The sequence below is a fragment of the Actinomycetospora corticicola genome (assembly GCF_013409505.1).
GTDB classification, from domain to species: Bacteria; Actinomycetota; Actinomycetes; order Mycobacteriales; family Pseudonocardiaceae; genus Actinomycetospora; species Actinomycetospora corticicola.
In genome coordinates, this window is sequence record NZ_JACCBN010000001.1 from 4286916 (window position 1) to 4313734 (window position 26819).

The 26819-nt window shown below is 74.4% G+C and carries 29 protein-coding genes; 8 read left to right on the forward strand and 21 right to left on the reverse strand.

What is annotated here, in order from left to right; genetic code table 11:
* Nucleotides 1-29 precede the first annotated feature (29 nt).
* The 4 genes from BJ983_RS20955 to purB form a co-directional block, all read right to left on the reverse strand.
* Entirely contained in the window at nt 30-980 is a 951-nt protein-coding gene (locus BJ983_RS20955) for an alpha/beta hydrolase fold domain-containing protein (protein WP_179795588.1), read from the reverse strand.
* 99 nt (nt 981-1079) lie between these two features.
* On the reverse strand, nt 1080-1784 hold the full coding sequence (locus BJ983_RS20960) for a DUF2334 domain-containing protein (protein WP_179795589.1): 705 nt from the start codon (nt 1782-1784) through the stop codon (nt 1080-1082).
* A 55-nt stretch (nt 1785-1839) separates the two neighbouring features.
* Nucleotides 1840-2739: a phosphoribosylaminoimidazolesuccinocarboxamide synthase gene (locus BJ983_RS20965; RefSeq protein WP_179795590.1), complete on the reverse strand. Its 900-nt coding sequence runs from the start codon at nt 2737-2739 to the stop codon at nt 1840-1842.
* 11 nt (nt 2740-2750) lie between these two features.
* Nucleotides 2751-4169: an adenylosuccinate lyase gene (gene purB / locus BJ983_RS20970; RefSeq protein ID WP_343054279.1), complete on the reverse strand. Its 1419-nt coding sequence runs from the start codon at nt 4167-4169 to the stop codon at nt 2751-2753.
* Between the two features lies 1 nt (nt 4170).
* Here purB and BJ983_RS20975 point away from each other — a divergent pair, with 1 nt between their 5' ends.
* Nucleotides 4171-5202 (forward strand): threonine aldolase family protein, encoded by a 1032-nt coding sequence (locus BJ983_RS20975; RefSeq protein WP_179795591.1) that lies wholly within the window; start codon nt 4171-4173, stop codon nt 5200-5202.
* Nucleotides 5203-5266: 64 nt separating this feature from the next.
* Here BJ983_RS20975 and BJ983_RS20980 read toward each other — a convergent pair whose 3' ends face one another.
* Entirely contained in the window at nt 5267-5815 is a 549-nt protein-coding gene (locus BJ983_RS20980) for a TetR/AcrR family transcriptional regulator (protein WP_179795592.1), read from the reverse strand.
* A 78-nt stretch (nt 5816-5893) separates the two neighbouring features.
* Between BJ983_RS20980 and BJ983_RS20985 the strand changes: the two genes are divergently transcribed.
* Entirely contained in the window at nt 5894-7048 is a 1155-nt protein-coding gene (locus BJ983_RS20985) for an MFS transporter (RefSeq protein ID WP_179795593.1), read from the forward strand.
* Nucleotides 7049-7101: 53 nt separating this feature from the next.
* On the opposite strand, the gene BJ983_RS20990 is transcribed toward BJ983_RS20985, so the two are convergent.
* The 5 genes from BJ983_RS20990 to purD all read right to left on the reverse strand — a co-directional run bounded on the left by BJ983_RS20990 (nt 7102) and on the right by purD (nt 12441).
* Entirely contained in the window at nt 7102-7911 is an 810-nt protein-coding gene (locus tag BJ983_RS20990; protein WP_179795594.1) for a potassium channel family protein, read from the reverse strand.
* A gap of 31 nt (nt 7912-7942) precedes the next feature.
* Nucleotides 7943-9109: a pyridoxal phosphate-dependent aminotransferase gene (locus tag BJ983_RS20995; protein ID WP_179798081.1), complete on the reverse strand. Its 1167-nt coding sequence runs from the start codon at nt 9107-9109 to the stop codon at nt 7943-7945.
* Between the two features lie 15 nt (nt 9110-9124).
* Nucleotides 9125-10537: a transglycosylase SLT domain-containing protein gene (locus BJ983_RS32460; RefSeq protein ID WP_343054280.1), complete on the reverse strand. Its 1413-nt coding sequence runs from the start codon at nt 10535-10537 to the stop codon at nt 9125-9127.
* Nucleotides 10538-10543: 6 nt separating this feature from the next.
* A complete protein-coding gene (locus BJ983_RS21005; RefSeq protein WP_179795595.1) occupies nt 10544-10885 on the reverse strand; it encodes a hypothetical protein in 342 nt (113 codons plus the stop codon).
* A gap of 296 nt (nt 10886-11181) precedes the next feature.
* Nucleotides 11182-12441: a phosphoribosylamine--glycine ligase gene (purD, locus tag BJ983_RS21010; RefSeq protein WP_179795596.1), complete on the reverse strand. Its 1260-nt coding sequence runs from the start codon at nt 12439-12441 to the stop codon at nt 11182-11184.
* 168 nt (nt 12442-12609) lie between these two features.
* Here purD and BJ983_RS21015 point away from each other — a divergent pair, with 168 nt between their 5' ends.
* Nucleotides 12610-13737: a glycerophosphodiester phosphodiesterase family protein gene (locus tag BJ983_RS21015; RefSeq protein ID WP_179795597.1), complete on the forward strand. Its 1128-nt coding sequence runs from the start codon at nt 12610-12612 to the stop codon at nt 13735-13737.
* A 6-nt stretch (nt 13738-13743) separates the two neighbouring features.
* On the opposite strand, the gene BJ983_RS21020 is transcribed toward BJ983_RS21015, so the two are convergent.
* The 3 genes from BJ983_RS21020 to BJ983_RS21030 all read right to left on the reverse strand — a co-directional run bounded on the left by BJ983_RS21020 (nt 13744) and on the right by BJ983_RS21030 (nt 16267).
* On the reverse strand, nt 13744-14505 hold the full coding sequence (locus tag BJ983_RS21020; RefSeq protein ID WP_179795598.1) for an MIP/aquaporin family protein: 762 nt from the start codon (nt 14503-14505) through the stop codon (nt 13744-13746).
* 162 nt (nt 14506-14667) lie between these two features.
* Nucleotides 14668-14955: a UBP-type zinc finger domain-containing protein gene (locus tag BJ983_RS21025; protein WP_179795599.1), complete on the reverse strand. Its 288-nt coding sequence runs from the start codon at nt 14953-14955 to the stop codon at nt 14668-14670.
* A 22-nt stretch (nt 14956-14977) separates the two neighbouring features.
* Nucleotides 14978-16267, reverse strand: coding sequence for an adenylosuccinate synthase (locus tag BJ983_RS21030; protein WP_179795600.1), 1290 nt, complete (start codon nt 16265-16267; stop codon nt 14978-14980).
* 107 nt (nt 16268-16374) lie between these two features.
* Here BJ983_RS21030 and BJ983_RS21035 point away from each other — a divergent pair, with 107 nt between their 5' ends.
* Together BJ983_RS21035 and BJ983_RS21040 are read left to right on the forward strand one after the other, a co-directional pair.
* Nucleotides 16375-17052, forward strand: coding sequence for a hypothetical protein (locus tag BJ983_RS21035; RefSeq protein ID WP_179795601.1), 678 nt, complete (start codon nt 16375-16377; stop codon nt 17050-17052).
* A gap of 149 nt (nt 17053-17201) precedes the next feature.
* Complete coding sequence (locus BJ983_RS21040) at nt 17202-17441, forward strand: hypothetical protein (RefSeq protein WP_179795602.1); 240 nt, start codon at nt 17202-17204, stop codon at nt 17439-17441.
* On the opposite strand, the gene BJ983_RS21045 is transcribed toward BJ983_RS21040, so the two are convergent.
* The 3 genes from BJ983_RS21045 to fbaA form a co-directional block, all read right to left on the reverse strand.
* The gene (locus BJ983_RS21045; protein ID WP_246325625.1) at nt 17357-18514 is read right to left on the reverse strand and encodes an FUSC family protein; all 1158 of its coding nucleotides are present in this window, start codon (nt 18512-18514) and stop codon (nt 17357-17359) included. The genes BJ983_RS21040 and BJ983_RS21045 overlap by 85 nt on opposite strands.
* 81 nt (nt 18515-18595) lie before the next feature.
* Nucleotides 18596-19036, reverse strand: coding sequence for a DUF3151 domain-containing protein (locus tag BJ983_RS21050; protein WP_179795603.1), 441 nt, complete (start codon nt 19034-19036; stop codon nt 18596-18598).
* A gap of 110 nt (nt 19037-19146) precedes the next feature.
* Nucleotides 19147-20181, reverse strand: coding sequence for a class II fructose-bisphosphate aldolase (gene fbaA, locus BJ983_RS21055; RefSeq protein WP_179795604.1), 1035 nt, complete (start codon nt 20179-20181; stop codon nt 19147-19149).
* Between the two features lie 277 nt (nt 20182-20458).
* Here fbaA and BJ983_RS21060 point away from each other — a divergent pair, with 277 nt between their 5' ends.
* From BJ983_RS21060 to BJ983_RS21070, 3 genes are all read left to right on the forward strand, one after another.
* Nucleotides 20459-21148: a SigE family RNA polymerase sigma factor gene (locus BJ983_RS21060; protein ID WP_218891400.1), complete on the forward strand. Its 690-nt coding sequence runs from the start codon at nt 20459-20461 to the stop codon at nt 21146-21148.
* A 130-nt stretch (nt 21149-21278) separates the two neighbouring features.
* Complete coding sequence (locus BJ983_RS31800; protein WP_179795605.1) at nt 21279-21800, forward strand: hypothetical protein; 522 nt, start codon at nt 21279-21281, stop codon at nt 21798-21800.
* Nucleotides 21801-21886: 86 nt separating this feature from the next.
* Nucleotides 21887-22621: a VTT domain-containing protein gene (locus BJ983_RS21070; RefSeq protein ID WP_179795606.1), complete on the forward strand. Its 735-nt coding sequence runs from the start codon at nt 21887-21889 to the stop codon at nt 22619-22621.
* 3 nt (nt 22622-22624) lie between these two features.
* Here the strand turns inward: BJ983_RS21070 and BJ983_RS21075 are convergent, their stop codons facing one another.
* From BJ983_RS21075 to BJ983_RS21095, 5 genes are all read right to left on the reverse strand, one after another.
* Nucleotides 22625-23290, reverse strand: coding sequence for a TrmH family RNA methyltransferase (locus BJ983_RS21075; protein ID WP_179795607.1), 666 nt, complete (start codon nt 23288-23290; stop codon nt 22625-22627).
* Nucleotides 23287-23901, reverse strand: a complete 615-nt coding sequence (gene pyrE, locus BJ983_RS21080; RefSeq protein WP_246325626.1) for an orotate phosphoribosyltransferase — start codon at nt 23899-23901, stop codon at nt 23287-23289. Before pyrE ends, BJ983_RS21075 begins: the two co-directional genes overlap by 4 nt.
* A 36-nt stretch (nt 23902-23937) precedes the next feature.
* The gene (locus BJ983_RS21085; RefSeq protein WP_179795608.1) at nt 23938-24846 is read right to left on the reverse strand and encodes a glycosyltransferase; all 909 of its coding nucleotides are present in this window, start codon (nt 24844-24846) and stop codon (nt 23938-23940) included.
* 79 nt (nt 24847-24925) lie between these two features.
* Nucleotides 24926-25684 carry an SDR family NAD(P)-dependent oxidoreductase gene (locus BJ983_RS21090; protein ID WP_179795609.1) on the reverse strand — a complete coding sequence of 253 codons (759 nt, stop codon included), beginning with the start codon at nt 25682-25684 and terminating at the stop codon, nt 24926-24928.
* On the reverse strand, nt 25681-26799 hold the full coding sequence (locus BJ983_RS21095; protein WP_179795610.1) for a type III secretion system chaperone family protein: 1119 nt from the start codon (nt 26797-26799) through the stop codon (nt 25681-25683). Before BJ983_RS21095 ends, BJ983_RS21090 begins: the two co-directional genes overlap by 4 nt.
* Nucleotides 26800-26819 lie beyond the last annotated feature (20 nt).

Sequence of the window (26819 nt, forward strand, 5' to 3'; positions counted from 1 at the left end):
GGCCCACTTTCTGCTCACGGGAGCGTAGCTCACACGGCGCGCAGGGCCCGCACCCGGGCCGCCACCGCCCGCTGGGAGACCGCGGCCTGCGGGGCGAACACCTCGAAGGCGTGCGGGACGCCGGGGTAGAGCTGCAGCTCCACCCCGACGCCCGCCTGCGCGAGCCGCGCGGCGTAGTCGACGTCCTCGTTGCGGAAGATGTCGAGCTGCCCGACGTCGATGAAGGCCGGCGGCAGCCCGTCGAGGTCGGTCGCGCGGGAGGGCGCCGCGTAGGCGGGCACGTCCGGGCCGCCCGCGGCGTCGCCGAGCAGGCAGCCCCACCCGGTGATGTTGTCGTCGGTCGACCACATCGCGAACGGCTCGATCTCGCCGTCCGGCGTCGTGGTCCGGTCGTCGAGCATCGGGTAGACGAGGATCTGCGCGGCCAGGGCCGGCGCGCCGCGGTCCCGCGCCATGAGCGCGACCCCGGCCGCCATCCCGCCGCCCGCCGAGTCGCCCATGATCGCGATCCGGGCCGGGTCGACGCCGAGCTCGTCGGCGTGCTGCGCCGCCCAGACCAGCGCCGCGTAGACGTCCTCCACCGACGTCGGGTAGGGGTGCTCCGGGGCGAAGCGGAAGTCCACCGACAGCAACGGCACGCCGGAGAGGTGCGTGTAGACGCGGCAGACCGGGTCGTGGGTGTCGATCGAGCACAGGAACATGCCGCCGCCGTGGACGTACACCGCCAGCGAGCCGGGCTGGTCGCCCTCGCGGCGGTAGAGCCGCATCCCGATCGGCGTGCCGTCGGCCGCGGCCGCCTCGAGCTCGGTGACCGTGACGTCGGCCGGGGGCACCCACGCACCGGTGTAGGCGCCGATGAGCTCGTCCACCGCGGCACGGCGGGTCTGCCAGTCGCCGGCCGGGGGCGGGGTCTGGTTCGCGGCCGCCTCCGCGATCGGGGCCATCGCCGCCGCCACCTCGGGGTCCATCCGGATCGTCACGCCGTGAAGTGGACCACAGCACCCCGGGACACGCCGAGGTCCACATCAGGCAGCTTCCGGAGCGCCCAGACCTGCCCCAGGTGAACCTCGCGGCAGCCCCTACGCCGTGGTCGACCAGAACTCCGGGTCGACCGAGCCGTCCGCGGACCGGCGGGTGCGCCGACGCCCGACGGCGTCGACCGCCGCGACCGGCAGCGCACCGTCGGCGAGGGCGGCGTCGACCGCCGCGAGCAGCGGCTCCGCCGGACGGGACACGTCGACGGTCAGGTGCACGAGCTCGGCCACGGGTTCCGGACGACGGGTGCGGGTCAGCCGTGACCGCCACCCGGTCGGCACGGACCGGCCGGGCTCGACGACGAGACCGGCGAGACCCGTCGTCGGGACCCCGGCCGCGCCCAGTCGGTGGACCCCGGCGTCGTCGAGGAGCAGGTCGAGGCCCGCCTCGGCGAGGGCGAGGCGCGTCCCGGGCGAGACCGTCCAGCCGGGGGCGCCGAAGCCGTCGACCGGGAGGCCGAGCGCCTCGGCCGACCGGGAGGCCCCGGCGAGGCGGAGCCGGGCCTCGAGGACGGGCAGGCGGCGGTAGGGGCGGGCGTCGTCGTGCACCGACCGGAAGCCGTGGAGCAGCACCGTGTCGCCCGCGCGGCGGCGGGCGGCGGCGAAGCCGGCGACCTCGGGGTGCGGGCGCGGCCCGACGAGCAGCGTCAGCGGGACCCGGCGGGCGTCGAGCGCGTCGCACAGGGCGACGGCGGAGCCGAGCGGGGCACCGGGGGCGAGGCCGGTGACGGAGACCAGGAGGCGCTGCACCCCACCATCCAGCCGGACCGATGTGCCGAGCAGGTGAACGCCGTGTGCAGACCGCTCAAAGAGCCGGGGGCCACTGCTGGCCGGTGATGCGGGTGTAGGCCTCGATGTAGCGGCCCCGGGTGGCCTCGACGACCTTCTCGGGCAGCGGCGGCGGGGCCTCGCCGGAGTGCCGGTCCCAGCCGGACTCGGGGGCGGTGAGCCAGTCGCGGACGTACTGCTTGTCGAACGACGACTGGGCGTGCCCGGGCTCGTAGGCGTCGGCGGGCCAGAAGCGCGAGGAATCGGGGGTGAGCACCTCGTCGCCCAGGACGAGGGCGCCCGAGGCGTCGCGGCCGAACTCCAGCTTGGTGTCGGCGAGGATGATCCCGCGGCTCGCCGCGTAGGCCGACCCGCGGGCGTAGACCGCGAGCGTCGCGTCCCGCAGCGCACCGGCCAGCTCGGCCCCGACGAGGTCGGCGACGTAGGAGAACGACACGTTCTCGTCGTGCTCGCCCATCTCGGCCTTCGTCGCCGGGGTGAAGATCGGGTCCGGGAGCATGGAGGCCTCGGTCAGGCCCTCGGGGAGCTCCACCCCGCACACCGAGCCGGTCGCGCGGTAGTCGACGGTGCCCGACCCGGCGAGGTAACCCCGCGCCACGCACTCCACCGGCACCATCTCGAGCCGACGCACGAGCAGCGCCCGGCCCCGCACCTCGTCGGGAATCCGCTCGTCGCGGGCGGCGAGGAGGTGGTGGGCGACCGGTGGCGACGCCGCGTCGGCACCCCCGAGCAGGCCGAACCAGAACACCGACAGCGCGGTGAGCACCCGCCCCTTGTCGGGGATGGGCGTCTCCAGCACGTGGTCGAAGGCCGAGATCCGGTCCGACGCGACCAGCAGCAACGTCTCGTCGTCGACCTCGTAGAGGTCACGGACCTTCCCGGACGCGAGGTGCGGGTAGTCCGCCAGGCTCACCACGGCGGACGACGCTAGAGGATGCTGCCCGGGGCGTACGCCGCCGCCTCGGGGAACTTCGCGACGAGGGCCTCGACCTGCTCGGCGATCGCCGCCACCTGCGCGCCCGCGGCGCCCACGAAGGCGGACGGGTCGGCCACGGCGGTCTGCAGGTCGGCCTCGGAGACGCCGAGGCGGGAGTCCGCCGCCAGCCGCGCCAGCAGGTCGTTGCCCTCGATCCCCCGCTCGCGCATGTCGAGCGCGACCGCCCGGGCGTGCTCGCCGACGATCTCGTGCCCGGTCTCGCGGCCGACGCCCGCGCGCACGGCGGCCATGAGCACCGCCGTCGTCGCGAGGAAGGGCAGGTAGCGGTCGAGCTCGCGGGCGATGACCGCCGGGTAGGCGCCGAACTCGTCGAGCACCGTCAGGAAGGTCTCGAGCAGGCCGTCGATCGCGAAGAACGCGTCGGGCAGCGCGACGCGGCGGACGACGGAGTCGGAGACGTCGCCCTCGTTCCACTGGTGCCCGGAGAGCTCGGCGACCATCGAGGCGTTGCCGCGCAGCACGATCGCGAAGCCGTTGATGCGTTCGCACGAGCGGGTGTTCATCTTGTGCGGCATCGCGCTGGAGCCGACCTGACCCGCCTGGAAGCCCTCGGTGACGAGCTCCTGCCCGGCCATCAGCCGGATCGTGGTGGCGAACGACGACGGCCCGGCGGCCAGCTGGACGAGCGCGGAGAGCACGTCGTGGTCCAGCGAGCGCGGGTAGATCTGCCCGACGCTGGTGAGGACCTCGGAGAACCCGAGGTGGTGGGCCACGCGGCGCTCGAGTTCGGCGAGCTTGCCGGCGTCGCCGTCGAGCAGGCCGAGCATGTCCTGGGCGGTGCCGACCGGGCCCTTGACCCCGCGCAGCGGGTAGCGGTCGATCAGCTCGGTGACCCGCCGGTGGGCGACGAGGGTCTCGTCGGCGGCCGAGGCGAAGCGCTTGCCCAGGGTGGTGGCCTGGGCGGCGACGTTGTGGCTGCGTCCGGCCATGACCAGCTCGGAGTACTCGCCGGCGCGGCGGGCGAGCCGGGCCAGCACCGCGACGGTCTTGTCGGCCACGAGTCGCAGCGAGTCGCGGATCTGGAGCTGCTCGACGTTCTCGGTGAGGTCGCGGCTGGTCATGCCCTTGTGCACGTGCTGGTGGCCCGCGAGGTCGTCGAACTCCTCGATGCGGGCCTTCACGTCGTGCCGCGTCGTACGCTCGCGGGCGGCGATCGAGTCCAGGTCGACCGTGTCGATCACCCGGCGGTAGTCGTCGAGCACGCCCTCGGGCACGTCGATCCCGAGGTCACGCTGGGCGGTGAGCACCGCCAGCCAGAGCTCGCGCTCGAGGACGACCTTGCGCTCGGGCGACCACAGGTCGCGCAGGGCGGGCGAGGCGTAGCGGGCGGCGAGCACGTTCGGGATCACGATGATTGAGGATAGATACGTGCTCGACCTGCGCTCCGACACCGTGACCAAGCCGTCGCCCGCGATGCGGGAGGCCATGGCGACCGCCGACGTCGGGGACGACGTGCTCGACGGCGACCCCACCCTCGCCGCGCTGCAGGACCGGGTCGCCGCGCTGCTCGGCGTCGAGGCCGCCCTGTGGACCCCCACCGGCTGCATGGCCAACACGATCGCGCTGATGTGGCACCTCGAGCGCGGGGACCGGTTCCTCGCCCCGGTCGGGGCGCACGTGCTCGAGGCCGAGCTCGGCACGTCGGCCTGGCTCGCGGGCGGTCTGCCCTCGCCGCTGCCGTGGTCGGCAGGCCCCGGCCGCCCCGATCCGCAGGAGGTCATCACGACGGCGGGTCACGCGGGCCCGTACTTCGGCCTGCGGTCCCGGCTCTTGTGCCTGGAGAACACCCACAACGCGGCGGGCGGGGCGGTGACGCCGGTCGGCGAGCACGTCGCGCTGGTCGAGGCCGCGCGGTCGGCGGGGCTGCGCATCCACCTCGACGGGGCGCGGCTCTGGCACGCGGCCGTCGCGCTCGACGTGGCGCCGTCGACGCTGGTCGCCGGGGTCGACACGGTCAGCGTGTGCCTCTCGAAGGGGCTCGGGGCGCCGATGGGGTCGGTGGTCGGCGGCTCCGCCGAGTTCGTGTCGGCGGCCTGGCGGCTGCGCAAGATGCTCGGCGGTGGGATCCGGCAGGGCGGGGTGGTCGGGGCGGCGGGCCTCGTCGCGCTGGACCAGCGGGAGGCGCTGGCCGACGACCACGCCCACGCGGCCCGCCTGGCCGACGGACTCCGCGAGCAGGGCTGGCCGGTCTCGACGCCGGACACCAACATCGTCCTCGTGACGACGGCCGAGCCCGGACCCGTCGTCGGGAAGCTGGCGGACGCGGGCGTGGCGGCAGTGCCGTTCGGGCCCGGCGTGCGGTTCGTGACCCACCGGGACGTCTCGCGGGCCGACGTGGAGACGGTGCTCGAACGGACGGCGGCACTGCCGGTCCCGGCCTGACGGCCCTCCCTCTCCTGGCAGCGACGCGTCGTCGCTGTCGTCCAGTGGCAGGAGAGCCACATCCTCAGCCGGCCCGGAGCCGCTCCTCGGCGAGCCGGCGGGCACGTCCCGCCGGCTCGGGATCCAGGCCGAGGGCGAGCGCACTCAACGCACCCTCGTGCAGGAGGAGCAGGTCGGCGGTGAGGTCGGCGGCGTCGGCGACCCCGGTCTCGGCGACGAGGGCGCGGAGCCGGTCGGCCACCGCCCGCTTGTGGCGTAGGGCCGCGGCCCGGCCGGGGCGCTCGTCGTCGAGCTGGGTCACGGCGGCGACGTCGGCGCAGCCGTTCCGGTTCGACCCCGCCCAGGTCGCGAAGGCATCGAAGAGCGCGAGCACGCGCTCGACCGGGTCGGTGCGGGCGGCGACGAGCTCCTCCCAGCGCTCCTCGAAGCGGGCCTGGCGGGCGTCGAGGTAGGCGGTGACCAGGCCGTCCTTGCCGCCGAAGTTGTTGTAGAGCGACCCGATGGCGACCCCGGCCCGGGCGATGACCGCGTCGACGCCCGTCGCCGCGATGCCGTGGGCGTAGAAGAGCTCGTCGGCGGCCGTGAGCAGACGGTTGCGGGCGTTCGTCGGCATGGAGCGATCGTTTCATTTTCTCCCGCGATGGGGAACACTCGCGTACTGAAGCGATCGTTCTACTCTGGGAGCCGCGTCATGACCGTCGACCACGCCGACGCCCGCGTCACCACGCCCGTGCCCTGGTCGATGGTCGGGGCCGGCGCCGCCCTGATCGGGACGTCCTACGGGTTGGCTCGCTTCGCCTACGGGCTGTTCGCGCCCGACCTGCAGCGCGCGTTCGCCTTCGGCCCGGCGCTGTCGGGCGTCATCAGCGCCGGCAGCTACGTCGGCTACTGCGTGGCGATCGTGGTGGCCCTCGTGGTCACCGACCGGGTCGGGGCGCGCCGCACGGCCGTCGCCGCCGGGGTGGTCGCCACCGTGGGCACGGCGACCGTGGCGTTGGCGCCCACCACCGCCGTCCTGGCCGCCGGCATCCTCGTCGCGGGGTCCAGCACCGGGTTGGCGTCACCGCCGCTCGCGGTCGCCGTCGCCCACCGGATCGCCGGGACGGCCCGCGACCGGGCGCAAACGGTCGTCAACGCCGGGACCGGGCTCGGTGTGCTCGTGTCGGGTCCGGTCGCCCTGGTGCTCGTCGGGCAGTGGCGTCTCGCCTGGGGACTGTTCGCGGTGATCGCTGCGGCGGTGACGGTGTGGGTGGCGCGGACCGTGCCGGCCGCCAGGAGCGGCGCGGAAGGGTCCGCCGAGCGGGGCGTGCGCCCCGGCACCGCGCGCCTGGTACTCGCCGCGGGAGGACTCGGCGTCGCGAGCATCGCCGTGTGGACCTTCGGGCGCGACCTGCTCACCGCCGCCGGGTGGTCCTCGGCGGGCTCGACGACGCTGTGGGTCGTGCTCGGCGCCGCGGGGTTCCTCGGTGCTCTCGGGGGTGACCTCGCGACCCGGTTCGGGGCGGCGCGCTCCTGGACGGTGGTCGTCCTCGTGTTCGCCGGGTCGACGCTGCTGATCGCGCTCGCGCCCGGGGCGCCGGGGGCCGTCCTGGTGGCCGCGGCGGGGTTCGGCGCCGCCTACGTGTGCCTGACCGGTCTCCTGCTGCTCTGGGCCACCCGCCTCTACCCGGACCGCTCCTCCTTCGGGGTCGGCCTCGCGTTCCTCGTGATCGCGCTGGGCCAGGCCGTGGGCGCGCCCGCCGTGGGGGCGTTGGTCGGCGGGTTCGGGGCGGTGACCGCGTTCGTCGTGTGCGCCGGGGTGGGGCTCGTGGTCGCCGCGGTGCGGCCGCCGTCCCCCGCTCCGTGACAGGAAAGCGTCGTTGCTGTCATCCAGTGGCAGGAAGGCCACGTCGTCGGAGGTCAGTCCGACGGTGTGGCTCTCCTGGCGTCCAGTGCCGGCAGTGACGCATTGCCGGCACCGGAGATGCCCTCCAACGCGTCCAAGCGGGCGCGGACGGCCCGGAGCTCGACGAGCAGCAGCTCGGTGTCCGAGGGCTCACCGGGATGGAGGGCGTCGGAGGCGTCCCGGGCGCCGATCTGCTCCAGGAACCACGTCGCGATCGCCGCGGTCACGGTGCCCAGGATCGCGATCCCGCCGAGCATCAGCCCGGCCGCGACGAGGCGCCCCTCGGTCGTGACGGGGTAGCGGTCGCCGTAGCCGACCGTGGTGATCGTCGTCAGCACCCACCAGGCGGCCTCGCCGAAGCTGGTGATCGTCGCGTCCGGGGCGTCCCGCTCGGCCTCGTACGCCGCGAGCGCCGCGACGAACCCGACCAGCGACGTCGACACCGTGAGGTAGGCCGCCACCCGGCCGCGGAAGTCGTCCCGCAGCACGCGCGCCAGCGAGGTCACGACCCCGACCAGCCGCAGCAGACGCAGGAACCGGAAGAACGGCGCCACGATCACGAGCAGGTCGAACGGGTGGTGGAGCACGAACCGCCACTTGCGGCGGGCCAGCACCACCCGGCCGACGAAGTCGATCGCGAAGCCGGCCCAGATCACCCACAGCACGTCGTCGAGGACCCGCCAGCCCGGATCCGTGACCCGGAAGGCGAGCACCTGGACCGCGTAGACGGCGAGGTAGACGACCCCGGCCGTCGTCAGGGGCAGGTCGGCCCGCCGCTCCCACGCCTGGACCCGGGGCTCGTCACGGTCGGTCTCCACCGGCATCGCCGCAGCGTAGGCCCGGCGACAGGAATGTCTACAGCGTCGGGATCCAGCGGCCGAGCCGGTCGAGCGCTTCCCGGACGTCGTCGGTCGCGCCGGCGAAGGAGAAGCGGATCCAGGTGTGGCCGTCGACGGGGTCGAAGTCGATGCCCGGCGCCACCGCGACGCCGGTCTCGGCGAGGATGCGCTGCCCGAAGGGGAGGGTGTCGTCGGTGAGGTGGCCGATGTCGGCGTAGACGTAGAACGCGCCGTCGGCGGGGGCGAGCCGGGTGATGCCGATCTGCGGCAGGCCCTCGAGCAGCAGCTGGCGGTTGATCGCGTAGCGCCCGACGTGCGCGTCGGCCTCGGCGTAGGCCGCGTCGGTGAAGGCGTGCAGCGCGGCCATCTGCGCGGGGACGGGGGCGCAGACGGTGAAGTTGCCGGAGATGACGTCCACGGCCCGGCGCAGCCGCTCGGGCACGAGCAGCCAGCCGAGGCGCCACCCGGTCATCGACCAGTACTTCGAGAAGCTGGTGACGACGACGGCCTCGTGGCTGGTGCTCCACGCCGAGGCCGTCGCGGGGCCGGTCTCGTACTCGATGCCGTGGTAGATCTCGTCGCTGATCAGCTGCGTGCCGTGCTCGTCGCACCAACGGGCCAGGGCCGCGAGCTCGTCGGGCTCGATGACCGAGCCGGTCGGGTTGGCGGGGCTCGCGACGATCAGCCCCGCGGGCGGCTCGGGCAGCGCCTCGAGCATCGCGACGCTGGGCTGGAAGCGGGTCTCGGGCCCGCACGCGAGCTCGACGACGTCGCAGCCCAGGCTCGCGAGGATGTTGCGGTAGCAGGGGTAGCCGGGCCGGGCGAGGACGACGGTGTCCCCGGCGTCGAACGCGGCCATGAAGCTGAGCAGGAACCCGCCCGAGCCGCCGGTGGTGACGACGACGTCGTCGGCGGTGACCTGCTCGTCGCCGTAGCGGCTGCGGTGGTGCGCGGCGATGGCCTCGCGCAGCTCGGTGACGCCGAGCGAGCCGGAGTAGCCGAGGACCTGCGTCGCGAGCGCGTCGGTGGCGGCCTGCCGGACGTCGACCGGCGCCGGGGTCGACGGCTGGCCCGCCGAGAGGTTGACCAGGTCGCCGTGGGTGCGCGCCCTGATCGCGGCCGCCGCCCAGACGTCCATGACGTGGAACGGCGGGACCTGGGCCCGGGTCGAGGGGCGGCGCATCGTGGTCACGCCCCATCAGTACCCGACGTAGGAGTCGCCCCGGGCCACCGCCTCCACGCCGGGCACCTCGCTGACCGACCCGTACCGCTTGATGGCGTACCGGACCGCGGCGATGATGTTGTCGACCGGATCGGTGATGTCGTCGTGCCCCGGCAGCTTGTTCGCCTCGAAGGTCGGACCGATCGTCTGCATCAGGCCCTTCGACGGCGTGCCCTTGTCGGCGTTCGAGTCCCAGTCGTTCACCGCGTCCGGGTCGCCGCCGGACTCGTGCTCGATGATCGTCGCGATGTCCTCGGCCCTCATCTGGTCGGCGTCGACGCCGTTCTCGGCGAGGATCGCGGTGGCCTGCCGGATCCAGTCCTGCACGCCGCCCTTTCCTGACGACGGGGCGGTGCCGGTCGCGTCGTCGTCGGCCCTGTCGGCGCCGGCCCGGTCGTCGTCGGTGTCCCCGCCCTTGTCGGCGGCATCGGTCTTGTCGCCGGCCTCGCCGTCGTCGGCGTCCTCGTCGGGTTCGTCACGCTCGTCCCGCACGGTGTCGTCGCGGTCGTCCCGACCCTGGTCGGAGGCCCCGCCCGACTCGCCGTCGTCGGACCCGCCCGCGTCCGCGCCGCCGGTGTCATCGGTCCCGGTGTCGTAGCGCTCCGAGTTCCCGGGGTCGGCGGCGTCCGCCCGCGAGCCACGGTCCGCGTCGTCGGACCCGGCGCCGCCGTCCGTGGAACCCGTGTCACCGTCATCGCGGCCGCCGTCGGCATCGCCGCCGTCGGAGCCCGAGCCCTCCGACCCGCCGTCGAGAATGCGGGCGGCCTGCACCGGGTCGTCGGCGCCGATGACCGCGCCCTGCCGATCGGTCCAGCGGGACGTCGCGCCGGAGGACGCGGACATCACCCCGGCGTCGGGCGAGCGGAGCCGGGAGAAGCCCGTGACGCCGTCAGCGACGGAGCGGAGCCGGCGGGCGCAGTCGGCCACCTCCTGCTCGGCCCGGTCGAGGGCGACCTGCGCCCGGGCGGTCGGCGTGGCGACGGCGGCGCGGACCTGGCCCGGGCGGGCGCGCGCGAGGTCGAGCGCGTCGGAGACGTGCCCGGCGACCTCCTCACGCAGCGCGGCGAGGGTCCGGCCCAGGCCCGCGAGCTCACCCTGGATACGGCGCGCCGACTCGCCGGTCCCCGAGCCGGCGCGGGCGAAGTCGGCGGCGTAGCGCGCGAAGGCGTCGGCACCGGGTCCCTGCCAGGCCCGCCCGACCCCGTCGCCCCGATCAGCCACGGCGCGCAACGACTCGTCCATCCCGTCCGCGAGGGAGGCGTAGCGCCGCGCCAGGTCGGCCAGGGCCCCGGTGTCGACCCGTTCGACCCGTGCGGCGACCACGCGGAGCTCCTCGGTGCCGGGGGTGGCGTCGAGCGCCCCGAGCACGTCGTACCCCCAGCCGGCCACCGCGCCCTACCCGAGCGAGGCGAAGCCCCGCGAGCCCGAGGCGAAGGAGCGGGCCCCGAGCGACGCCGCGGTCCCGGCCTCGGCGGACTGCATGGCGCGCAACGTGGCGTCGAGGGCGCGGTCGGTCTCGTCGAGGCGGGCGCCTCCGGCGGTCAGCTCACTCTCCAGCGCGGCCCGGCAGTCGGCGAGGGCCCCGGCGAGCAGACCCGCCGACTCCAGCCCGCCCATCCCGGACGCCTGGCCCGCCGGCCCGAGGAGATCCGCGAGCGCGGGGAGACGACGGGCGTGCGTGGCCACCTCGGCGCGCGCCTGCTCGATGGCGGCGGTGCCGTAGACGACGTCGGGCATGCGACGCAGATTAGGTCGGACCCGCACGTCGTGGGGGCCGTTCCGGAGATCCCGGCCCACCGGCGCGATGAAGATCCGGACGTCCGTGGCGACACGCCCGACGAGCAGGGCGACACGCCCCAGAGATCCGGACCTCCAGTACCCCACCCCGAGGCGCACACCAGGCACCCTGGCCGGCCCCGGAACCTGCCCCACGTGACTCTCGCGCCGAGACCACCGGACGGCCGCCACCCCACGACGTGGCGGAACTGCCACTGGACGACAGCAACGACGCTCCGCTGCCACCGAGAGCAGGGTCAGGCCGGGGCGACCCGACCCTCCACGGCTGCGAGCCCGATGTCGGTCCGCCAGTGCGCGCCCGGGAGCTTGATCCCCTCGAGCCGACGGTAGGCGTCCGTCCGGGCCTCCTCCAGCGACTCCCCGGTGCCCACCACCGACAGCACCCGGCCACCCGAGGACACCACGGCCCCGTCCTCGCGGCGGCGCGTCCCGGCGTGCAGCACCCCGTCGGCGTCGGCGCCGGTGATCACCTCGCCGGTGCGGACCCGGCCCGGATAGCCCTCCGCCGCGACGACCACCGTCACCGCGGAGCCCTCCGCCCACGTCGGCGCCGGTTCGGACCCGAGCCGCCCGGTCGCCGTCGCGAGCAGCAGCGACGAGAACGAGGAGCGCAGCAGGGCCAGGACCGCCTGCGTCTCGGGGTCGCCGAACCGGCAGTTGAACTCCACGACCTGCGGGCCCGACGAGGTCAGCGCCAGCCCCGCGTAGAGCAGCCCCGAGAACGGCGTCCCACGGCGCGCCATCTCCTGCGCGACGGGGCGCACGATCGTCGCCACCACGTCCTGCACCAGTCCGGTGGGCGCCCACGGCAACGGCGCGTAGGCCCCCATCCCACCGGTGTTGGGCCCGACGTCGCCGTCGCCGAGGCGCTTCGAGTCCTGGGCCGGGACGAGGGGCACCACGTCGGTGCCGTCGACGCAGCAGAACAGCGACACCTCGGGCCCGTCGAGGTAGGACTCCAGGAGCACCGGGTGGCCCGCCTCGAGCACGGTCATGGCGTGGGCGCGCGCGTCGTCGTAGTCGACGGTGACGAGGACGCCCTTGCCCGCCGCGAGCCCGTCGTCCTTCACCACCCACGGCGGCTCGAACCGCGCCAGCGCCGCGTCCAGCCGGGCCGGGGTGTCGACCGCCTCGGAGCGGGCGGTCGGCACGTGCGCCGCCGTCATGACGTCCTTGGCGAACGCCTTCGACCCCTCGATCCGCGCGGCCGCCGCTGACGGACCGAAGCACGGGATGCCCGCCTCGCGCAGCGCGTCGCCGACCCCCGCGACCAGGGGCGCCTCCGGGCCGACCACCACGAGGTCGGCCCGCCAGCGCCGCGCCAGGTCCACCACGGCCGTTCCCGACGACGGGTCGGCGAGGCCGGGGTGCTCGGCCACGGCCGCGGTCCCGGCGTTGCCGGGTGCGGCGGCGAGCGCCGTCACGGCGGGGTCGGCCGCGAGGGCGAGCAGCAGGGCGTGTTCGCGGGCGCCGGACCCGATGACCAGGACTCGCACGGCTCCGGACCCTACGGGGTGCCCCGGCGCGGCCCCCTCGGTGGCAGGAAAGCGTCGTTGCTGTCATCGGGCGACAGCAACGACGCTTTCCTGTCACCGGGGAGGGGCACGCCGTGTTCACCTCCACCCGGTGGCGGCGCGACCCGTCGTCGGGACAACATGCCGCGTATGTCCCTCTCCCGACGCGCCGCGTTCACCGTCGCCGGCGGCCTCGCCGCGACCGCGGGCCTCGCCGCGTGCTCCGACAGCGCCCCCGCCGCGGCCCCGACGGCGGCGACGGGCACGGGCGCACCGGCCCAGCAGGGCGGGCCGGGTCGGGGCCAGGTGACGATCGTCGGCCACCGCGGGGCGTCGGGTTACCGCCCCGAACACACCGCCTCGTCGTACTCGCTTGCCGCGCGCATGGGTGCCGACGCCGTCGACGTGGACCTGTGCTCGACGAAGGACCGGCAGCTCGTCGCCCGGCACGAGCCCGAGATCGGCGGCACGACGGACGTCGCCCGGCACCCGGAGTTCGCGTCCCGCCGTCGGACCGTGGTGATCGACGGGACCTCCTACGACGGCTGGTTCACCACCGACTTCACCCTCGCGGAGCTCAAGACCCTCCGCGCCGTCGAGCGCATCCCGGCGACGCGGCCGCACAACACGCTCTACGACGGGCGCGACCCGATCCTCACCCTCGACGAGATCCTCGACCTGCTCGCGGGCCTGTCCCGGCAGCTCGGACGGCGGGTCGGCATCCTGCCCGAGGTCAAGCACTCGACGTGGCACGCGTCGGTCGGGCTGCCGATCGAGCCGGTGTTCGTGGACGTCCTGCGCCGACGGGGACTGGCGGACGACCCGCAGGTGATCGTGCAGTCGTTCGAGGTCGCGAACCTCAGGGCGCTGAAGACCCAGATCGGCTGCCCGCTGCTGCAGTTGATCGACTCGACCCCGAAGGCACCCGCCGACTTCGTGGCCGCCCGCGACCCGCGGACCTACGACGACCTCGTCTCCGCCCGTGGCCTGCAGGAGGTCGCGACCTACGCGACGTGGATCGGGCCGTCGAAGGAACGGGTGATCCCGCCGACCGGGACGCCGACGACCCTCGCCGGCGACGCCCGGGCGGCGGGACTGAAGACGATGCCCTACACGTTCCGCAACGAGAACGAGTTCCTCCCGCCCCGCCTACAGCGCCCGAATCCGGAGCGCTCCACCTACGGCGACGCCTTCGGCGAGTACGCCCAGTACCGCGCGCTCGGGATCGAGGGGCTGTTCAGCGACAACGCCGACACCGCGATCGCCGCTTGGTCCTGATCGCCGTCAGGCGTTCTCGACGGCGGGCTCGCTCGGCTCCGGCGCGCTCGCCCGGGCGAGGAACCTGTCGTAGACCAGCGCTGCCACCGCGGCCCCGACCAGCGGGCCGACCAGGTAGGCCCACCAGGCGTCCAGGCTGCCGGACACGAGCATCGGCCCGAGCGCCCGCGCGGGGTTGACGGCGCCACCGGAGATCGGCCCGCCGATCAGGACCGCCGCGGCCAGGGCGAACCCGACGGCGGGCCCGACGGCCGCAGGCGCGACCCGGTCGTCGGTGGCCACCGAGATGATCACGAACATGAGCAGGAAGGTGATCGCGACCTCGACGAGGAGGACCTGCCAGACGCTCGCGCCTGCTGCGGGGGTCGTGGCGCCCAGGGCGGCGTCGTCCCGGGCCGTCGAGCCGAACACGCCCCACACCACCAGGGACGCCAGCACCGCACCGATCAGCTGCGCGACGACGTAGGCGGGGACGGTACGCCACGGGAACTTCCGGGTGAGCGCGAGCGCGACGGTCACGGCCGGGTTCAGGTGCGCCCCGCTGACGTGCCCGAGCGCCGACACGAGCGCGACGAGCACGAGGCCGAAGGCCAGCGCCACGGCGAGCGAGTTCGACGGCTGGCCCGCGATCGTGCGGCCCGTCGCGGCGGAGACCGCCACCGCGGTCCCGGTGAACACGAGCAGGAACGTCCCGATCAGCTCGGCGGTCGCCGCGCGCCGGGTGTTGCCACCGCTCGTGTCACTGCCGTAGAGCCCGCTGCCTGCCATGCCCACCCTCCCCCGCGCGGACCACCCTCGAGTCCGAGCGGGCCCGTCATACCCAGCAGTAGGCGAACGACGGCTGGTCCGATCGGGCGAAGGTGCGCTCCGCGCAGGTGAGCAGAAAGAGGGGTTATAGGCCCACTTTCTGCTCACCTGGCCGCAGGCCACCTACGGCAGCAGGCGCCGGTCCAGGTAGCACCAGCGCCAGGACTCGCCCGGCTCGAACGACTCCATCACCGCGTGACCGGTGTCGGTGAAGTGCGACGACGCGTGCCGGTACGGGCTCGAGTCGCAGCAGCCGACGTGCCCGCAGGTCAGGCACATCCGCAGGTGCGCCCACACCTCGTACCCCGCCTCCCGGCAGTCCGGGCAGATCAGCCCCGGGGCGCCGCGCTCCGCCTGCGCCACCGGAGGGTCGACGTCCTTCGATGCGATGAGGTGTTCACAGGCGCCCACCCGTCCAGGTTACGTGAGCTCGTCACACCACCGACGTACGTCGCGTGATCGTCTCGTCGCGACCCGGACCCACCCCGATCGCCGACACCGGCGCCAGCGAGAGCTCCTCGATCCGCTCGACGTAGTCCCGCGCGGCCTGCGGCAGGTCGGCGAAGTCGCGGCACGCCGAGATGTCCTCGAACCACCCGGGCATCCGCTCGTAGACCGGGGTCGCGTGGTGCAGGTCGGACTGCGTCATCGGCATGTCCTCGACCCGCTTGCCGTCGATCTCGTAGGCGACGCAGATCGGGACCTCGGGCAGGCTCGAGAGGACGTCCAGCTTCGTCAGGAAGATGTCGGTCAGGCCGTTGACCCGGGTGGCGTAGCGCGCGATCACGGCGTCGAACCAGCCGCAGCGCCGGGACCGTCCCGTCGTCACGCCGAACTCCCCGCCCTGCTTGCGCAGGTACTCGCCGTCGGCGTCGAACAGCTCGCTCGGGAACGGGCCCGACCCGACGCGCGTGGTGTAGGCCTTGAGGATCCCGATGACGCGGTCGATGCGCGTCGGGCCGATGCCGGAGCCGGCCGACGCGCCGCCCGCCGTCGGGTTCGACGAGGTCACGTAGGGATAGGTGCCGTGGTCGACGTCGAGCAGCGTCCCCTGCGAGCCCTCCAGCAGCACCGTCTCGCCGGCCTCGAGCGCCTGGTTCAGGGCGAGGCGGGTGTCGGCGATCCGGTGCGCGAAGCCCTCGGACCAGCCGAGCACCTGGTCGGCGACCTCGTCGGGGTCGAGCGCGCGGCGGTTGTAGACCTTGACCAGCACCTGGTTCTTCAGGTCCAGCGCCGCCTCCACCTTCTGGCGGAGGATCTTCTCGTCCAGCAGGTCCTGCACGCGCACGCCGACGCGGGCGACCTTGTCCTGGTACGCCGGCCCGATGCCGCGACCCGTCGTACCGATCTTGGACTTGCCGAGGAAGCGCTCGGTGACTTTGTCCATCGCCACGTGGTACGGCATGATCAGGTGGGCGTCGGCGCTGATCAGCAGGTTCGTCGTGTCGACGCCGGTGGCCTCGAGCCCCGCGAGCTCCTCGAGCAGCACGGCCGGGTCGACGACCACGCCGTTGCCGATCACGTTGGTCACGCCCGGCGTCAGGATGCCGCTCGGGATCAGGTGCAGCGCGAACTTCTGGCCGTCGGGGAGCACCACGGTGTGGCCGGCGTTGTTGCCACCCTGATACCGGACGACCCAGTCGACCTCGCCGCCGAGGATGTCCGTCGCCTTGCCCTTGCCCTCGTCACCCCACTGGGCGCCGATGAGGACGATCGCGGGCATGTGAGACTCCCTCGGGTCGCGTGCTGAACTCCCGCACGAGTCCGCCCCGTGCACCCGAAGGGTAGTCGTCGTTGTCCACTCGTCACGCACCCCCGGCGGGAACGGTCGTGCTGACCTGCGGCGACGTCGCCTCCCGGGCCTCCTTCCCGACGTCGGGAGTGGTCGCCTGCGGCGCGGTCCCCGCGCGCTCCGAGGTGGACCCGCTGCTCGACGACGCGACCCGGCTCGTGGTGGCGGGATCCGACGCCGCCCTCGCCGCCGTCGTCGTGCGCCTGCTGCGCCGCGAGCGCCTCGACCTGGCCGTGGCCTTCGTGCCGGGGTCGCCGTCGTCGGAGGCCGCCGCGGTGTGGGGTCTCCCGACCGACCCCGGGGCGGCGCTGGACCTCGCCTTCGACGGGTCGCCGGTGCCGGCCCCGTTGATCCGCGACGACCGTGGGGGCGTGATCGCGGGCGTCCACCGGGTCGGGCCGTTCACCGGCGCCTCCTTCTGCGACGAGCACGAGCTCGTGCGTGGCGACGCCGCCGGCCTCGAGGTGCGGCCCGACCCGGAGGCCGACACGCGGACCGGGCTCGGGCCGGGCGGGGGCGGGGTGGCCGCGACGGTCCTCGTGCGGCGTCGACTGCTGCGGCCGCGGGCCAGGACCACGTTCGGTCGGGCGGCGACCGTGGGCATCCGACAGGGCTCGGCCGCGGCCGCGAGCCGGGACGGGGTGGACGACCCGAAACCGCTGGAACGACGCTCCTGGTACCGGCACACCGAAAACTGGCACCTCGTGCGCCCGTGACGCACCGTGAACATCCGGAAAACGTGCGGCGTCAACGGCGGACAGCGGAGGTGACCGTTGCCACACCTGCCGTAGCGGTCGGTACGACGTTCGGACCGACCTGTGATTCGTGAGGTTCAGGAGGCCGGGGACGCGGGTAGGTTCTGTTCATGCTGGTCGCGGTCCTCATCCCGGTGCTCCTGTTGGTCGCGACCGTGCTCCTCGAGCGCTTCGAATCCCGGGTGCTCGACGTTCCCACGCGACGCCGGCCGGTCCGCCCGCCGCTGCGCCTCGAGGCGCCCGCCACCACGACGGTCGCTCAGCGTCACCTCGCCGCCGTCCCGGAGCCGCTGGTCCTCGACGTCGCGCCGGCCGCGGTCACCGACCGTCCGCTGCCGAAGGCGTCGTAGCTCACCGACGGCTGGCCGACGCCGCGGACCGGGCGGCGTCGCGGTCCATCCCCATCGCACACAGCAGGTCCGTGACGATCGAGCGCATCTGGGCCACGACCACGTCCGCGGAGAACCCGCCACCGGCGCGCGGGAGCCGGGCCGCCACGTCGAGCACCGCCGTCTCGGCCGCGTCCACGCGGTGCCCGCCGGCCAGGTCGACCCGCAGCACGCCGACCGCGTCGGCGAGGGCGCGCAGGGTCGGGGGCCACCTCGGCGCCGACGGTCTCGCCGTCGGTCGCGGCCGACACCGCCCGGCGGACGAGCACCCGGGCGTTGCGCACGGCGAGGTCGAGGGGCCCGGTGGCCGCCCGCAACCGCGACAGCTCGCCGCGGTGACGCCGCCGGCCCGGAGCGATCGCGGTGATCTCCAGCCCGGCGTCGACGGCGCTGTCGAACGCGTCGACCGCCCGCTGACTGGCCCGGATGCGCTCGAGGACCCGGTTGCCGGTCTCGGGGTCGGCCGCTTCGAGGCTCTCGGCGGCGCCGCGCAGGGCCTCGGACAGCTCGTCGAGCAGGGTGTCGACCGTCCGGCGCGCGGCCGTCAGCGGGTTCGACGGCAGGACCGCGGCGACCAGGAGCCCCAGCGCCGCCCCGATCAGGGTGTCCAGCCAGCGCGAGAACGCCGCCGAGGTGCCGGGCGGCTGCAGCGTCGCGACCAAGACCGCCGACACGGCGGCCTGGTTGAGCAGCAGCGCGCCCACGTCGAAGAGCAGGGCGACGAGCAGCGCCAGGGCCACGACCACGGCGATCTGCCACCAGCCGCTGCCGATCACGAGCACGATCGCGTCGCCCACCCCCACGCCGACGCTCACCCCGACGGCGAGCTCGACGCTGCGGCGAAGCCGGTTGGTCAGCGAGATGCCGAGCACCAGCACACAGGCGATGGGCGCGAAGAACGGTACGGGGTGGCCGACCACGTGGCGGGCGATCGCGAACGCCGCGCCCGCCGCCAGCGCGCACTGGAGCACCGGCCAGGCGGAGTCGCGCAGACGTCGACGCCGGGTGTCGAGAAAGGTGCCGAGCCGACTCATGGGGCACACCTGACTCGAGCGAGCGGCACCTTCGCAGCCTCTCTGTGCGCGAAAGTGCCGCTCGTTCGCATCGGGACGGGCTCAGACCACGCCCAGTGCGGGCGCCGCCGCGGGGTCGCAGTCGTCGAGCAGGTCCCGGCAGCGGGTCGCCTCGTCGAGCTCACCGATGGTGGCCGACGCCTTGGCCAGTACCGCGACGGCGCGCAGGAAGCCCTGGTTCGGGACGTGCTCCCACGGCACCGGCCCGAAGCCGGCCCAGCCGTTGCGCCGCAGCTGGTCGAGGCCGCGGTGGTAGCCGGTGCGGGCGTAGGCGTACGCGGCGATCGTCTCGCCGGCGTCGAGGGCCTGCTCGGCCAGCGTCGCCCAGGCCGCGCTCGACGTCGGGTGGTCCGCCGCCACCGCGGCCGGGGACTCGCCGGCGTCGAGCCGGTCGGTGGCCGCGGGGTCGGCGGGCAGGAGGGTCGGCTGCGGACCGAGCAGGTTGTGGCCGTGCCCGGCGGAGGGACCGGTCGGGATCGTCATGACGACGATTCTCCCCGGTCCCGCCCGACCGGCCCCGACCCGGCGTCAGGAAGCGGCGTTCCTGCCACTGGATGACAGCAACGACGCTTTCCTGCCAGGTGGGGGACGAGCTACTTCGCCAGCGACTGCCCCGTCGAGCGGAGGTTCTCGCACGCCGTGACGACGCGCTCGGCCATGCCCTTCTCGGCCGCCTTGCCCCAGGAGCGCGGGTCGTAGACCTTCTTGTCGCCGACCTCGCCGTCGACCTTCAGCACGCCGTCGTAGTTCTGGAACATGTGCGCCGCGACGGGGCGGGTGAAGGCGTACTGGGTGTCGGTGTCGACGTTCATCTTCACCACGCCGTAGTCCAGCGCCTCGTGGATCTCCTCGAGCAGCGAGCCCGAGCCGCCGTGGAAGACGAGGTCGAACGGCTTCGAGTCCTCGGCCAGACCGAGCTTGCGGGCGGCGACCTCCTGGCCCTCCTTGAGCACGGAGGGGCGGAGCTTGACGTTGCCCGGCTTGTAGACGCCGTGGACGTTGCCGAAGGTGGCCGCGAGCAGGTAGCGGCCCTTCTCGCCGGCGCCGAGGGCGTCGACGGTGTGCTCGTAGTCGCCGGCAGCGGTGTAGAGCTTGTCGTTGATGTCGTTCGCGACGCCGTCCTCCTCGCCGCCGACCACGCCGATCTCGATCTCCAGGATGATGTTGGCCTTCGCGGCCTTCTCCAGGAGCTCCTGGGCGATCTCGAGGTTCTCGTGCAGCTCGACCGCCGAGCCGTCCCACATGTGCGACTGGAACAGCGGGTTCCGCCCGGCGTCCACCCGCTCCTGCGAGATCGCGATCAGGGGGCGCACGAAGCCGTCCAGCTTGTCCTTCGGGCAGTGGTCGGTGTGCAGCGCGACGTTGATCGAGTACTTCTCGGCGACGACGTGCGCGAACTCGGCGAGCGCGGAGGCGCCGGTGACCATGTCCTTCACGGACTGGCCCGAACCGAACTCGGAGCCACCGGTGGAGAACTGGATGATGCCGTCGCTCTCGGCGTCGGCGAACCCCCGCAGCGCGGCGTTGATCGTCTCCGACGAGGTGCAGTTGATGGCCGGGTAGGCGAAGCGGTTGGCCTTCGCCCGGTCGAGCATCTCGTTGTAGACCTCGGGGGTCGCGATCGGCATGAGGTTGGCTCCCTGCATCTCGTGTGGCTGCGCTGCCGTCCCCGGCGGCCGCAGTATGCCCGTCACGGGCGGGTGCCCGCTGCCCTTCGCGACGGGCCGGGGACGTGACCGATCTCCCCCGTTCGGCGGTGCCCCCGATGAAGCGGAGGTGTTCTCCCGTTTCACCGTCCGACAGCCCGGAAAGGTGTCGGTGGGCTGGTCTATCGTCGGGGACGTGGTCGAGCCGGTCGAGAGCGCGATCGAACGCACGCTGGGCAGTCTGCGGGCGCTCGACGCGATGACCGGGTCGGAGGCCTCGGTCGTCCACCCGGCCGCGCCGCCGGCCCGCGGCCCGAACGGCGGACCGCCCTACCCCCCGCCGAGCCGGCCCCCGGCCCACCCCGGTGCCGGGCGTCCCGGTCCTGGACCTGGTCCGGGCGCACCGCCGCCGCCCCCCGGCGTGCTCCCCGCGCCGCCCACGCCGCCGCAGCCCTCGCCCGACGGTCCCCGCACCCTCGAGGACCTCTACCGCGAGCACCGCATGCGGTTCGTCCGGCTCGCGATCCTGCTGGTGGACGACCCGGCGACCGCGGAGGACGTGGTGCAGGAGGCGTTCACGGGGCTGCACCGGCACTGGTCCCGCCTGCGCGACGAGAACGCGGCCCTGGGCTACCTGCGCACCGCGGTGGTCAACGGCTCCCGCTCGGTGCTGCGCCGCCGGCGCACCGCCCGCGAGTACACCCCGCCGCACACCGCCGACGCCCGCTCGGCGGAGTCGCTCGCGATGCTGTCCGCGGAGCACCAGGCCGTCGTGTCCGCCCTCTCCCAGCTCCCGCGCCGGCAGCGTGAGGTGCTGGTGCTGCGCTACTACGGCGGGCTGTCCGAGGCGGAGATCGCGGAGGCCACCGGGATCAGCCGCGGCACCGTCAAGTCGACCGCCAGCCGCGGCCTCGACGCGATCTCGAAGATCGTCGGCGGCGCCCCCTAACCCCCGCACCGGCTCCCGCACGACGACGCCGGGTGGCCCACCACCCGCCGCACGCATCCGTCCGGCCGACCACGCGGGACCGGAGAGACCCCTGGGGCAGCGGGGGTCACCCTGGTTACGATCGCCCGCGATGGATGACGAGCGGCTGCTGTCCGAGGCGTTGCGGGCCCAGGCCGCGGGTGGCGTCTCCACCCCGCGCGCGGTCCCGCCGACGCCCGAACCACCGACCCCGGCGTCCCCCGCGGCGCCCACCGGCCGCTCCCGCCGCTTCCGGCCCCTGGGTCGCCGCAGGGCCGAGGACACGCCCGCCACCCAGGTCACCCCCGCCGCCACCGGGAGCGCGGCCGTCCGCACCGACGTGCCCGCGCCGCGGTCCGGCGGGATCGCGGCACCTCCCCCGGGAGCCCGGCCCGCACCGCCCCGGCCCGGCCAGCCGTACGGCGGGCCCCGGCAGGGCCCGCCGTCGGGACCGGTCCCCGCCTACCGTCCGTACCCGGCCGCGCCGCCGGTCCCCCCGCGGGCGGTCGCCCCGCCGGAGGGTCCCGGCACCTGGAACGCGAGCACGGTGGCCTGGTGGGGGCTGGTGTCGCTGCTGGCAGGCGGCACGGTCGGCGCCGCCATCGGCGTGCTGTCGCTGCTGCTGCCGGCCTGACGCTGCGTGTCCGCCCGGGACACCGGCGGGCGCTTCCCCGGAGGCACACACCGGACACCCACGTCCGGCCAGTACCGTGACGAAGCGTGACGCTCACCGACGCGACCACGGTCGTCGCCCTGGGCCCGCAGTGGCTGGACCCGCAGTACATCATCTCCAGCCTGGGGCCCTGGGCCCTGCTGGGCGTGGCCCTCATCCTCTTCGCGGAGTGCGGGCTGCTGATCGGGTTCTTCCTGCCGGGTGACTCGCTGCTGTTCATCACCGGGCTCGCCGCCACCACGGGACTGATCGAGACCCCGCTGTGGGGGGTCTGCGTGGTGCTCGTGGTCGCGGCCTTCGCCGGCAACGTCGTGGGGTACGGGATCGGCTACAAGGCCGGACCCGCGATCTTCGACAAGCCGAACTCGAAGCTGTTCAAGCGGGAGAACGTCGAGCGCACGCAGAAGTTCTTCGACAAGTACGGCAACCGGGCCATCGTGCTCGGCCGCTTCGTGCCGATCGTGCGGACCTTCATCACGGTCATGGCGGGCGTCGGGCGGATGGACGCCAAGCGGTTCTTCACCTTCTCCGCGATCGGCGCCGTGCTTTGGGCCGCCGGGGTGACGCTGCTCGGGGCGGCGCTGGGCCAGTTCGAGTTCGTCAAGAACAACATCGAGCTGATGCTCATCCTCGTCGTCGTGATCTCCCTGGTCCCGATCGCCATCGAGGTGCTGCAGGCGCGCCGTGAGAAGAAGCTGGGCGCCTCGAACCTGGCCGAGCAGACGCTCGACGGCGCGAACGCCGACGCCCCGACCCAGCAGATCCGGCGTCCGAACCCCTGATCCCTACGGAGCCGCGTGCTCCCGGATCCAGGCGTGCATCGCGATCCCGGCGGCGACGCCCGCGTTGATCGAGCGGGTCGAGCCGAACTGGGCGATGGAGACGACGAGGTCCGCACCCGCGGTCGCCTCCGGGGTGAGACCCGGGCCCTCCTGCCCGAACAGCAGCACGCAGGCGCGCGGCAACGGGGTCGTCTCGAGCGGGGCGGAACCCGGCCCGTTGTCCACCGCGACGACGACGAGGCCCACCGACCGCGCCCACGACACGAGGTCGGCGACGTCCGCGTGGTGGCTGACGTGCTGGTACCGGTCGGTGACCATGGCGCCGCGGCGGTTCCAGCGCCGCCGGCCCACGATGTGCACGCCCGCCGCGAGGAACGCGTTCGCCGTGCGCACGACCGTGCCGATGTTGGCGTCGTGGCGCAGGTTCTCGATGGCGACGTGGAACGGGTGCCGGCGGGTGTCGAGGTCGGCCACGATCGCCTCCCGGCGCCAGTAGCGGTACCGGTCGACGACGTTGCGGCGGTCCCCCTCTGCGAGCAGCTCCGGGTCGTAGCGCGGATCGTCGGGCCAGGGGCCGTCCCACGGCCCGACGCCCACCTCCGGGGCGCCCGTCGTCCACTCGGTGGGGCCGGGCCCGGCGGGATCGGAACCGTCGGGAGCCGCGGTCACCCCAGGCCCAGGTCGGCGAGCCCGAGCAGCGCGCGGTAGGGCACGCCCCGCTCCTCGATGACCGCGGCGGCGCCCGTCGCCCGGTCGACGATCGTCGCGACCCCCACCACCTCGGCGCCCGCCTCGCGGAGCGCGTCCAGCGCGGTCACCGGGCTGCCCCCGGTGGTGGAGGTGTCCTCGACGACGAGCACGCGCCGGCCCGCGACGTCGGGGCCCTCCACCCGCCGCTGCATGCCGTGCCCCTTGGCCTCCTTGCGCACCACGAACGCGTCGATCGGGCGGCCGGGAGCATGCATGATCGCCGCCCCCACCGGGTCGGCGCCCATGGTCAGCCCGCCCGCGGCGTCGTAGGCCCAGTCGGCGGTCATCTCCCGCAGCAGCCGCCCGATCAGCGGCGCCGCCTCGTGGTGGAGGCTGATCCGGCGCATGTCGACGTAGTAGTCGGCCTCGCGCCCGGACGACAGGGTCACCCGACCGTGCACGACGGCGAGCTCGCGGGCGAGCGCGGCCAGCCGGTCGCGGGCCGGGCGGTCCACGTCGGGCCCACCGCCGACGGCGGCGACGGCGCGCTCCGCGGGAGCTCCGGGCAGGGGGGCGTGCGGGGTCGGCATGCCCCCATTCTGACGACGGGGTGACGACGGGGCGGGTCAGCCCCGGACCGACGCCCGCAGGTCCACCGTCGCGCGCAGCCAGCGGTGCCGCCGACTCGCCGGGTCGGTCGACGCGGCCGCCATGAGGCGCTGGCGGGCCGTCGTCAGGGGCTCGCGCAGCAGGCCGATCACCACGTCCCGGCGCCGGATCACGTCGCGGTGCCGGTCGCGCAGCTCGCGCAGGAACTGGTGCTGCAGGCCGATGTTGCGGCGGAACGCCGTGGAGGTCACCGAGCCCGTGGCCAGCCGGAACGCCGAGAGCGTCCGCGGGAGGCCGTGGAACCCGCCGTGCTCCACGAGGCGGGCCGCGAGCCCGATGTCGAGGGCGTACGGGTTGTCCGGGAACCCGCCCGCCGCGTCGTAGGCCGTGCGGCGGAACAGCATGTTCCCGGGCACTCCGAGCGGGCTGCCGCGGTGCCGGACGATCCGTCGGATCACCGTGGTCGCGTCCTGGCGGCCCAGCAGGTCCCGGCTGCGCAGGGCACGGTCGCGGGACATCACGCGGTCGTCGTCGTCGACCAGGTCGTGCCGGCAGGAGACGAGCGGGAGCGCCGGGTCGGCGTCGAGCACCGCGACCTGCTCGGCGAGCGCCGTCGGGTAGATCAGGTCGTCCGCGCTGAGCACCTTGACCAGCGGGGCACGGGCGAGCTCCACCGCCCGGCGGAAGTTCGCGGGCGCGGGGATGGTCGCCGGATTGTGCTCCAGCCGCACCCGCGGGTCGTCGAAGGAGCGCACCACGTCGACCGAACCGTCGGTGCAGGCGTTGTCGAGGACGACCACCTCGAAGTCGGTGAACGTCTGCGCGAGCACGCTCGCGAGCGTGCGGCCGATGTACCGCTCCTTCTGGTACAGCGGGATCACCACCGAGACCCGCGGCGTCCCGTCAGGCTCGCGTCCGGTGATCACGGGGCCAATCGTGAACGCTGCACGTCAGCCGGTCAACGATCCGATGACGGACCGTGACCCGGCCGCCCGCCTTGCTGGTTCATCCGCGTCCGGACGCGCTGCGCCGGGCCAGGGCGTGCACGAGCCGTGGTGGAGCGAGCCGGGACGCGAGCACGATCGCCTTGTACAGCGGATGCGGCACCGAGACGGGCCGGCCGCGGGCGAAGTCGGTCAGCGCCGTGCGGACCACGTCGTCGGCGTCCATCCACGCGAACGCCGGGCCGGTCCGGGCCTGGCCGAAGCGCTGGTGGAACTCGGTCTTCACGAACCCGGGGCACAGCGCCATCACGTGGACCCCGGTGCCCGCGAGCACGCCCGCGAGGTTCTGCGACAGCATCGTCACGTAGGCCTTCCCGGCGCCGTAGACCGAGCCGCGGCCTGGGAGGAAGCCGGCCACGCTGGACACGTTCAGCACCCCGCCGCGGCCGCGGCCGATCATGCCCGGCAGCGCGACGCGGGTCAGCCGCAGCACCGTGGTCACGTTGACCTCGTGGTTCGCGGCCAGGACGTCGAGGTCGGTGTCGACGAACTCGCCCGCCGTGCCGTACCCGGCGTTGTTCACCAGCAGGTCGACCGGGCGGTCGGCGTCGGTCAGCCGGGCCTCGACCACCCGCCGGGCCTCCGGGTCGGCGAGGTCGGCGACCAGCACCTCCGCGCCGCCGAGCCGGTCGGCGAGGGCCTGCAGGCGGGCCTCGTCCCGCGCCACCAGCACGAGGGCGTAGCCCGCGGCGGAGAGCTGGACGGCGAACTCGGTGCCGAGGCCCGAGCTCGCCCCGGTCACCAGGGCGGTGGGGCTCACCGGCCCCGGAACTTCCCGCTGCGCCAGGTGCTGCCCTGGGAGGACCGGGGTGCGCCGGCGCGTGGCTCGTCGGGGTCCGGGTCGTCGCTCTCGAGGTCGTAGGGGATGTCGGCGGGCCGGTCGCGGTGCGTCGGTCGCCCGCCCGCGTCGGTCCCGCCGCGCGTGTACGGGCTCGCGTCGTCGTCGCCCGAGGCGAAGGCCTCGAACTCGTCGTCGTAGTCGTCCTCGTCGGCGTCCCGCGCCGGGCGGCTCCCCGAGGGGCGCCCCGTCGTCGCGGGGGCCTCGTCGCGGCCCCGTGGACGGTCCCGCCCGCGGTCGACCACCGTGGTCGGCGCGTCGTCCTCCCGCTCGACGGTCTCGGTGCGGGACTCGTCGGCGGGGCTGCCCACCGGCGGCACCTCGCGCTCCGGCTCCCGCTTCCCGACGACGGAGGTGGGGGCGTCGTCGCCGTGCGGCTCCGCGACGCCCGGATCGCCCGGGCCGCCCTCGACCGCGTCCTTGATCGCCGCCGAGACCTCGACCAGGGACTCGATGAGCCCCTCGATCCGGTCGGGGTCGGCGTCGGGCTCGATCGAGGCCAGCACCCAGGTGTCCTCGGCCCAGACCAGCGGCACGTCGGCGCCCACGCGGTCGGCGGCGTCGGTGACCTGCCGGGTCAGCAGGCGACGGCCCTCCAGCGCGTTCGAGACGAAGGCGTAGCGGCGGCCGACCTGCCCGAGGTTGTCGAGCTCGTCGTCGTCGGGACGGGGCGACTCCGGGAGGCGCAGCTCGAGAGCCACCGGCACCGCGACGGTGCCGCGCACGGCGGCGATCGTGGCCACCGTCCGGCCGTCCTGCTCCTGGTCGAAGATGCAGCCCAGGCGCCGGCCGCCGGGGCCGGGCACGGCCCCCGTTGCCACGTCGTAGGCCTGCCGGGGACCGTCACCGCGCAGCGTGCCGTAGCGCCACGCGTGGGGCGGCGAGGACAGCGCGTCGGTGAACTCCCAGCCCTTCGACGCCGCCCACTCCCGCCGGTCGTTGCCCCGGCGCTCGGGACGGGCACGGTCGTACCAGAGCAGCAGCGCACCGCCGGCTGCGGCGACCAGCGCCACGACGAACCAGATCCAGGCAGGCACCCACCGAGCGTAGGCCCGCA

Bases quoted from the DNA above. Each gene is read 5' to 3' on its own strand.
- BJ983_RS21020 (WP_179795598.1), bottom strand. From the start codon at position 14,505: ATGGCAGGCAGCGGGCTCTACGGCAGTGACACGAGCGGTGGCAACACC.
- fbaA (WP_179795604.1), bottom strand. From the start codon at position 20,181: ATGCCGATCGCGACCCCCGAGGTCTACAACGAGATGCTCGACCGGGCG.
- BJ983_RS31800 (WP_179795605.1), top strand. From the start codon at position 21,279: ATGGATGACGAGCGGCTGCTGTCCGAGGCGTTGCGGGCCCAGGCCGCG.
- BJ983_RS21040 (WP_179795602.1), top strand. From the start codon at position 17,202: ATGCTGGTCGCGGTCCTCATCCCGGTGCTCCTGTTGGTCGCGACCGTG.
- BJ983_RS20990 (WP_179795594.1), bottom strand. From the start codon at position 7,911: ATGCCGGTGGAGACCGACCGTGACGAGCCCCGGGTCCAGGCGTGGGAG.
- BJ983_RS21015 (WP_179795597.1), top strand. From the start codon at position 12,610: ATGTCCCTCTCCCGACGCGCCGCGTTCACCGTCGCCGGCGGCCTCGCC.
- BJ983_RS21030 (WP_179795600.1), bottom strand. From the start codon at position 16,267: ATGCCCGCGATCGTCCTCATCGGCGCCCAGTGGGGTGACGAGGGCAAG.
- BJ983_RS20995 (WP_179798081.1), bottom strand. From the start codon at position 9,109: ATGCGCCGCCCCTCGACCCGGGCCCAGGTCCCGCCGTTCCACGTCATG.
- BJ983_RS21005 (WP_179795595.1), bottom strand. From the start codon at position 10,885: ATGCCCGACGTCGTCTACGGCACCGCCGCCATCGAGCAGGCGCGCGCC.
- BJ983_RS20985 (WP_179795593.1), top strand. From the start codon at position 5,894: ATGACCGTCGACCACGCCGACGCCCGCGTCACCACGCCCGTGCCCTGG.
- BJ983_RS21060 (WP_218891400.1), top strand. From the start codon at position 20,459: ATGACCGGGTCGGAGGCCTCGGTCGTCCACCCGGCCGCGCCGCCGGCC.
- BJ983_RS20975 (WP_179795591.1), top strand. From the start codon at position 4,171: ATGATTGAGGATAGATACGTGCTCGACCTGCGCTCCGACACCGTGACC.
- BJ983_RS21045 (WP_246325625.1), bottom strand. From the start codon at position 18,514: ATGAGTCGGCTCGGCACCTTTCTCGACACCCGGCGTCGACGTCTGCGC.
- BJ983_RS21050 (WP_179795603.1), bottom strand. From the start codon at position 19,036: ATGACGATCCCGACCGGTCCCTCCGCCGGGCACGGCCACAACCTGCTC.
- pyrE (WP_246325626.1), bottom strand. From the start codon at position 23,901: ATGCCGACCCCGCACGCCCCCCTGCCCGGAGCTCCCGCGGAGCGCGCC.
- BJ983_RS20980 (WP_179795592.1), bottom strand. From the start codon at position 5,815: ATGCCGACGAACGCCCGCAACCGTCTGCTCACGGCCGCCGACGAGCTC.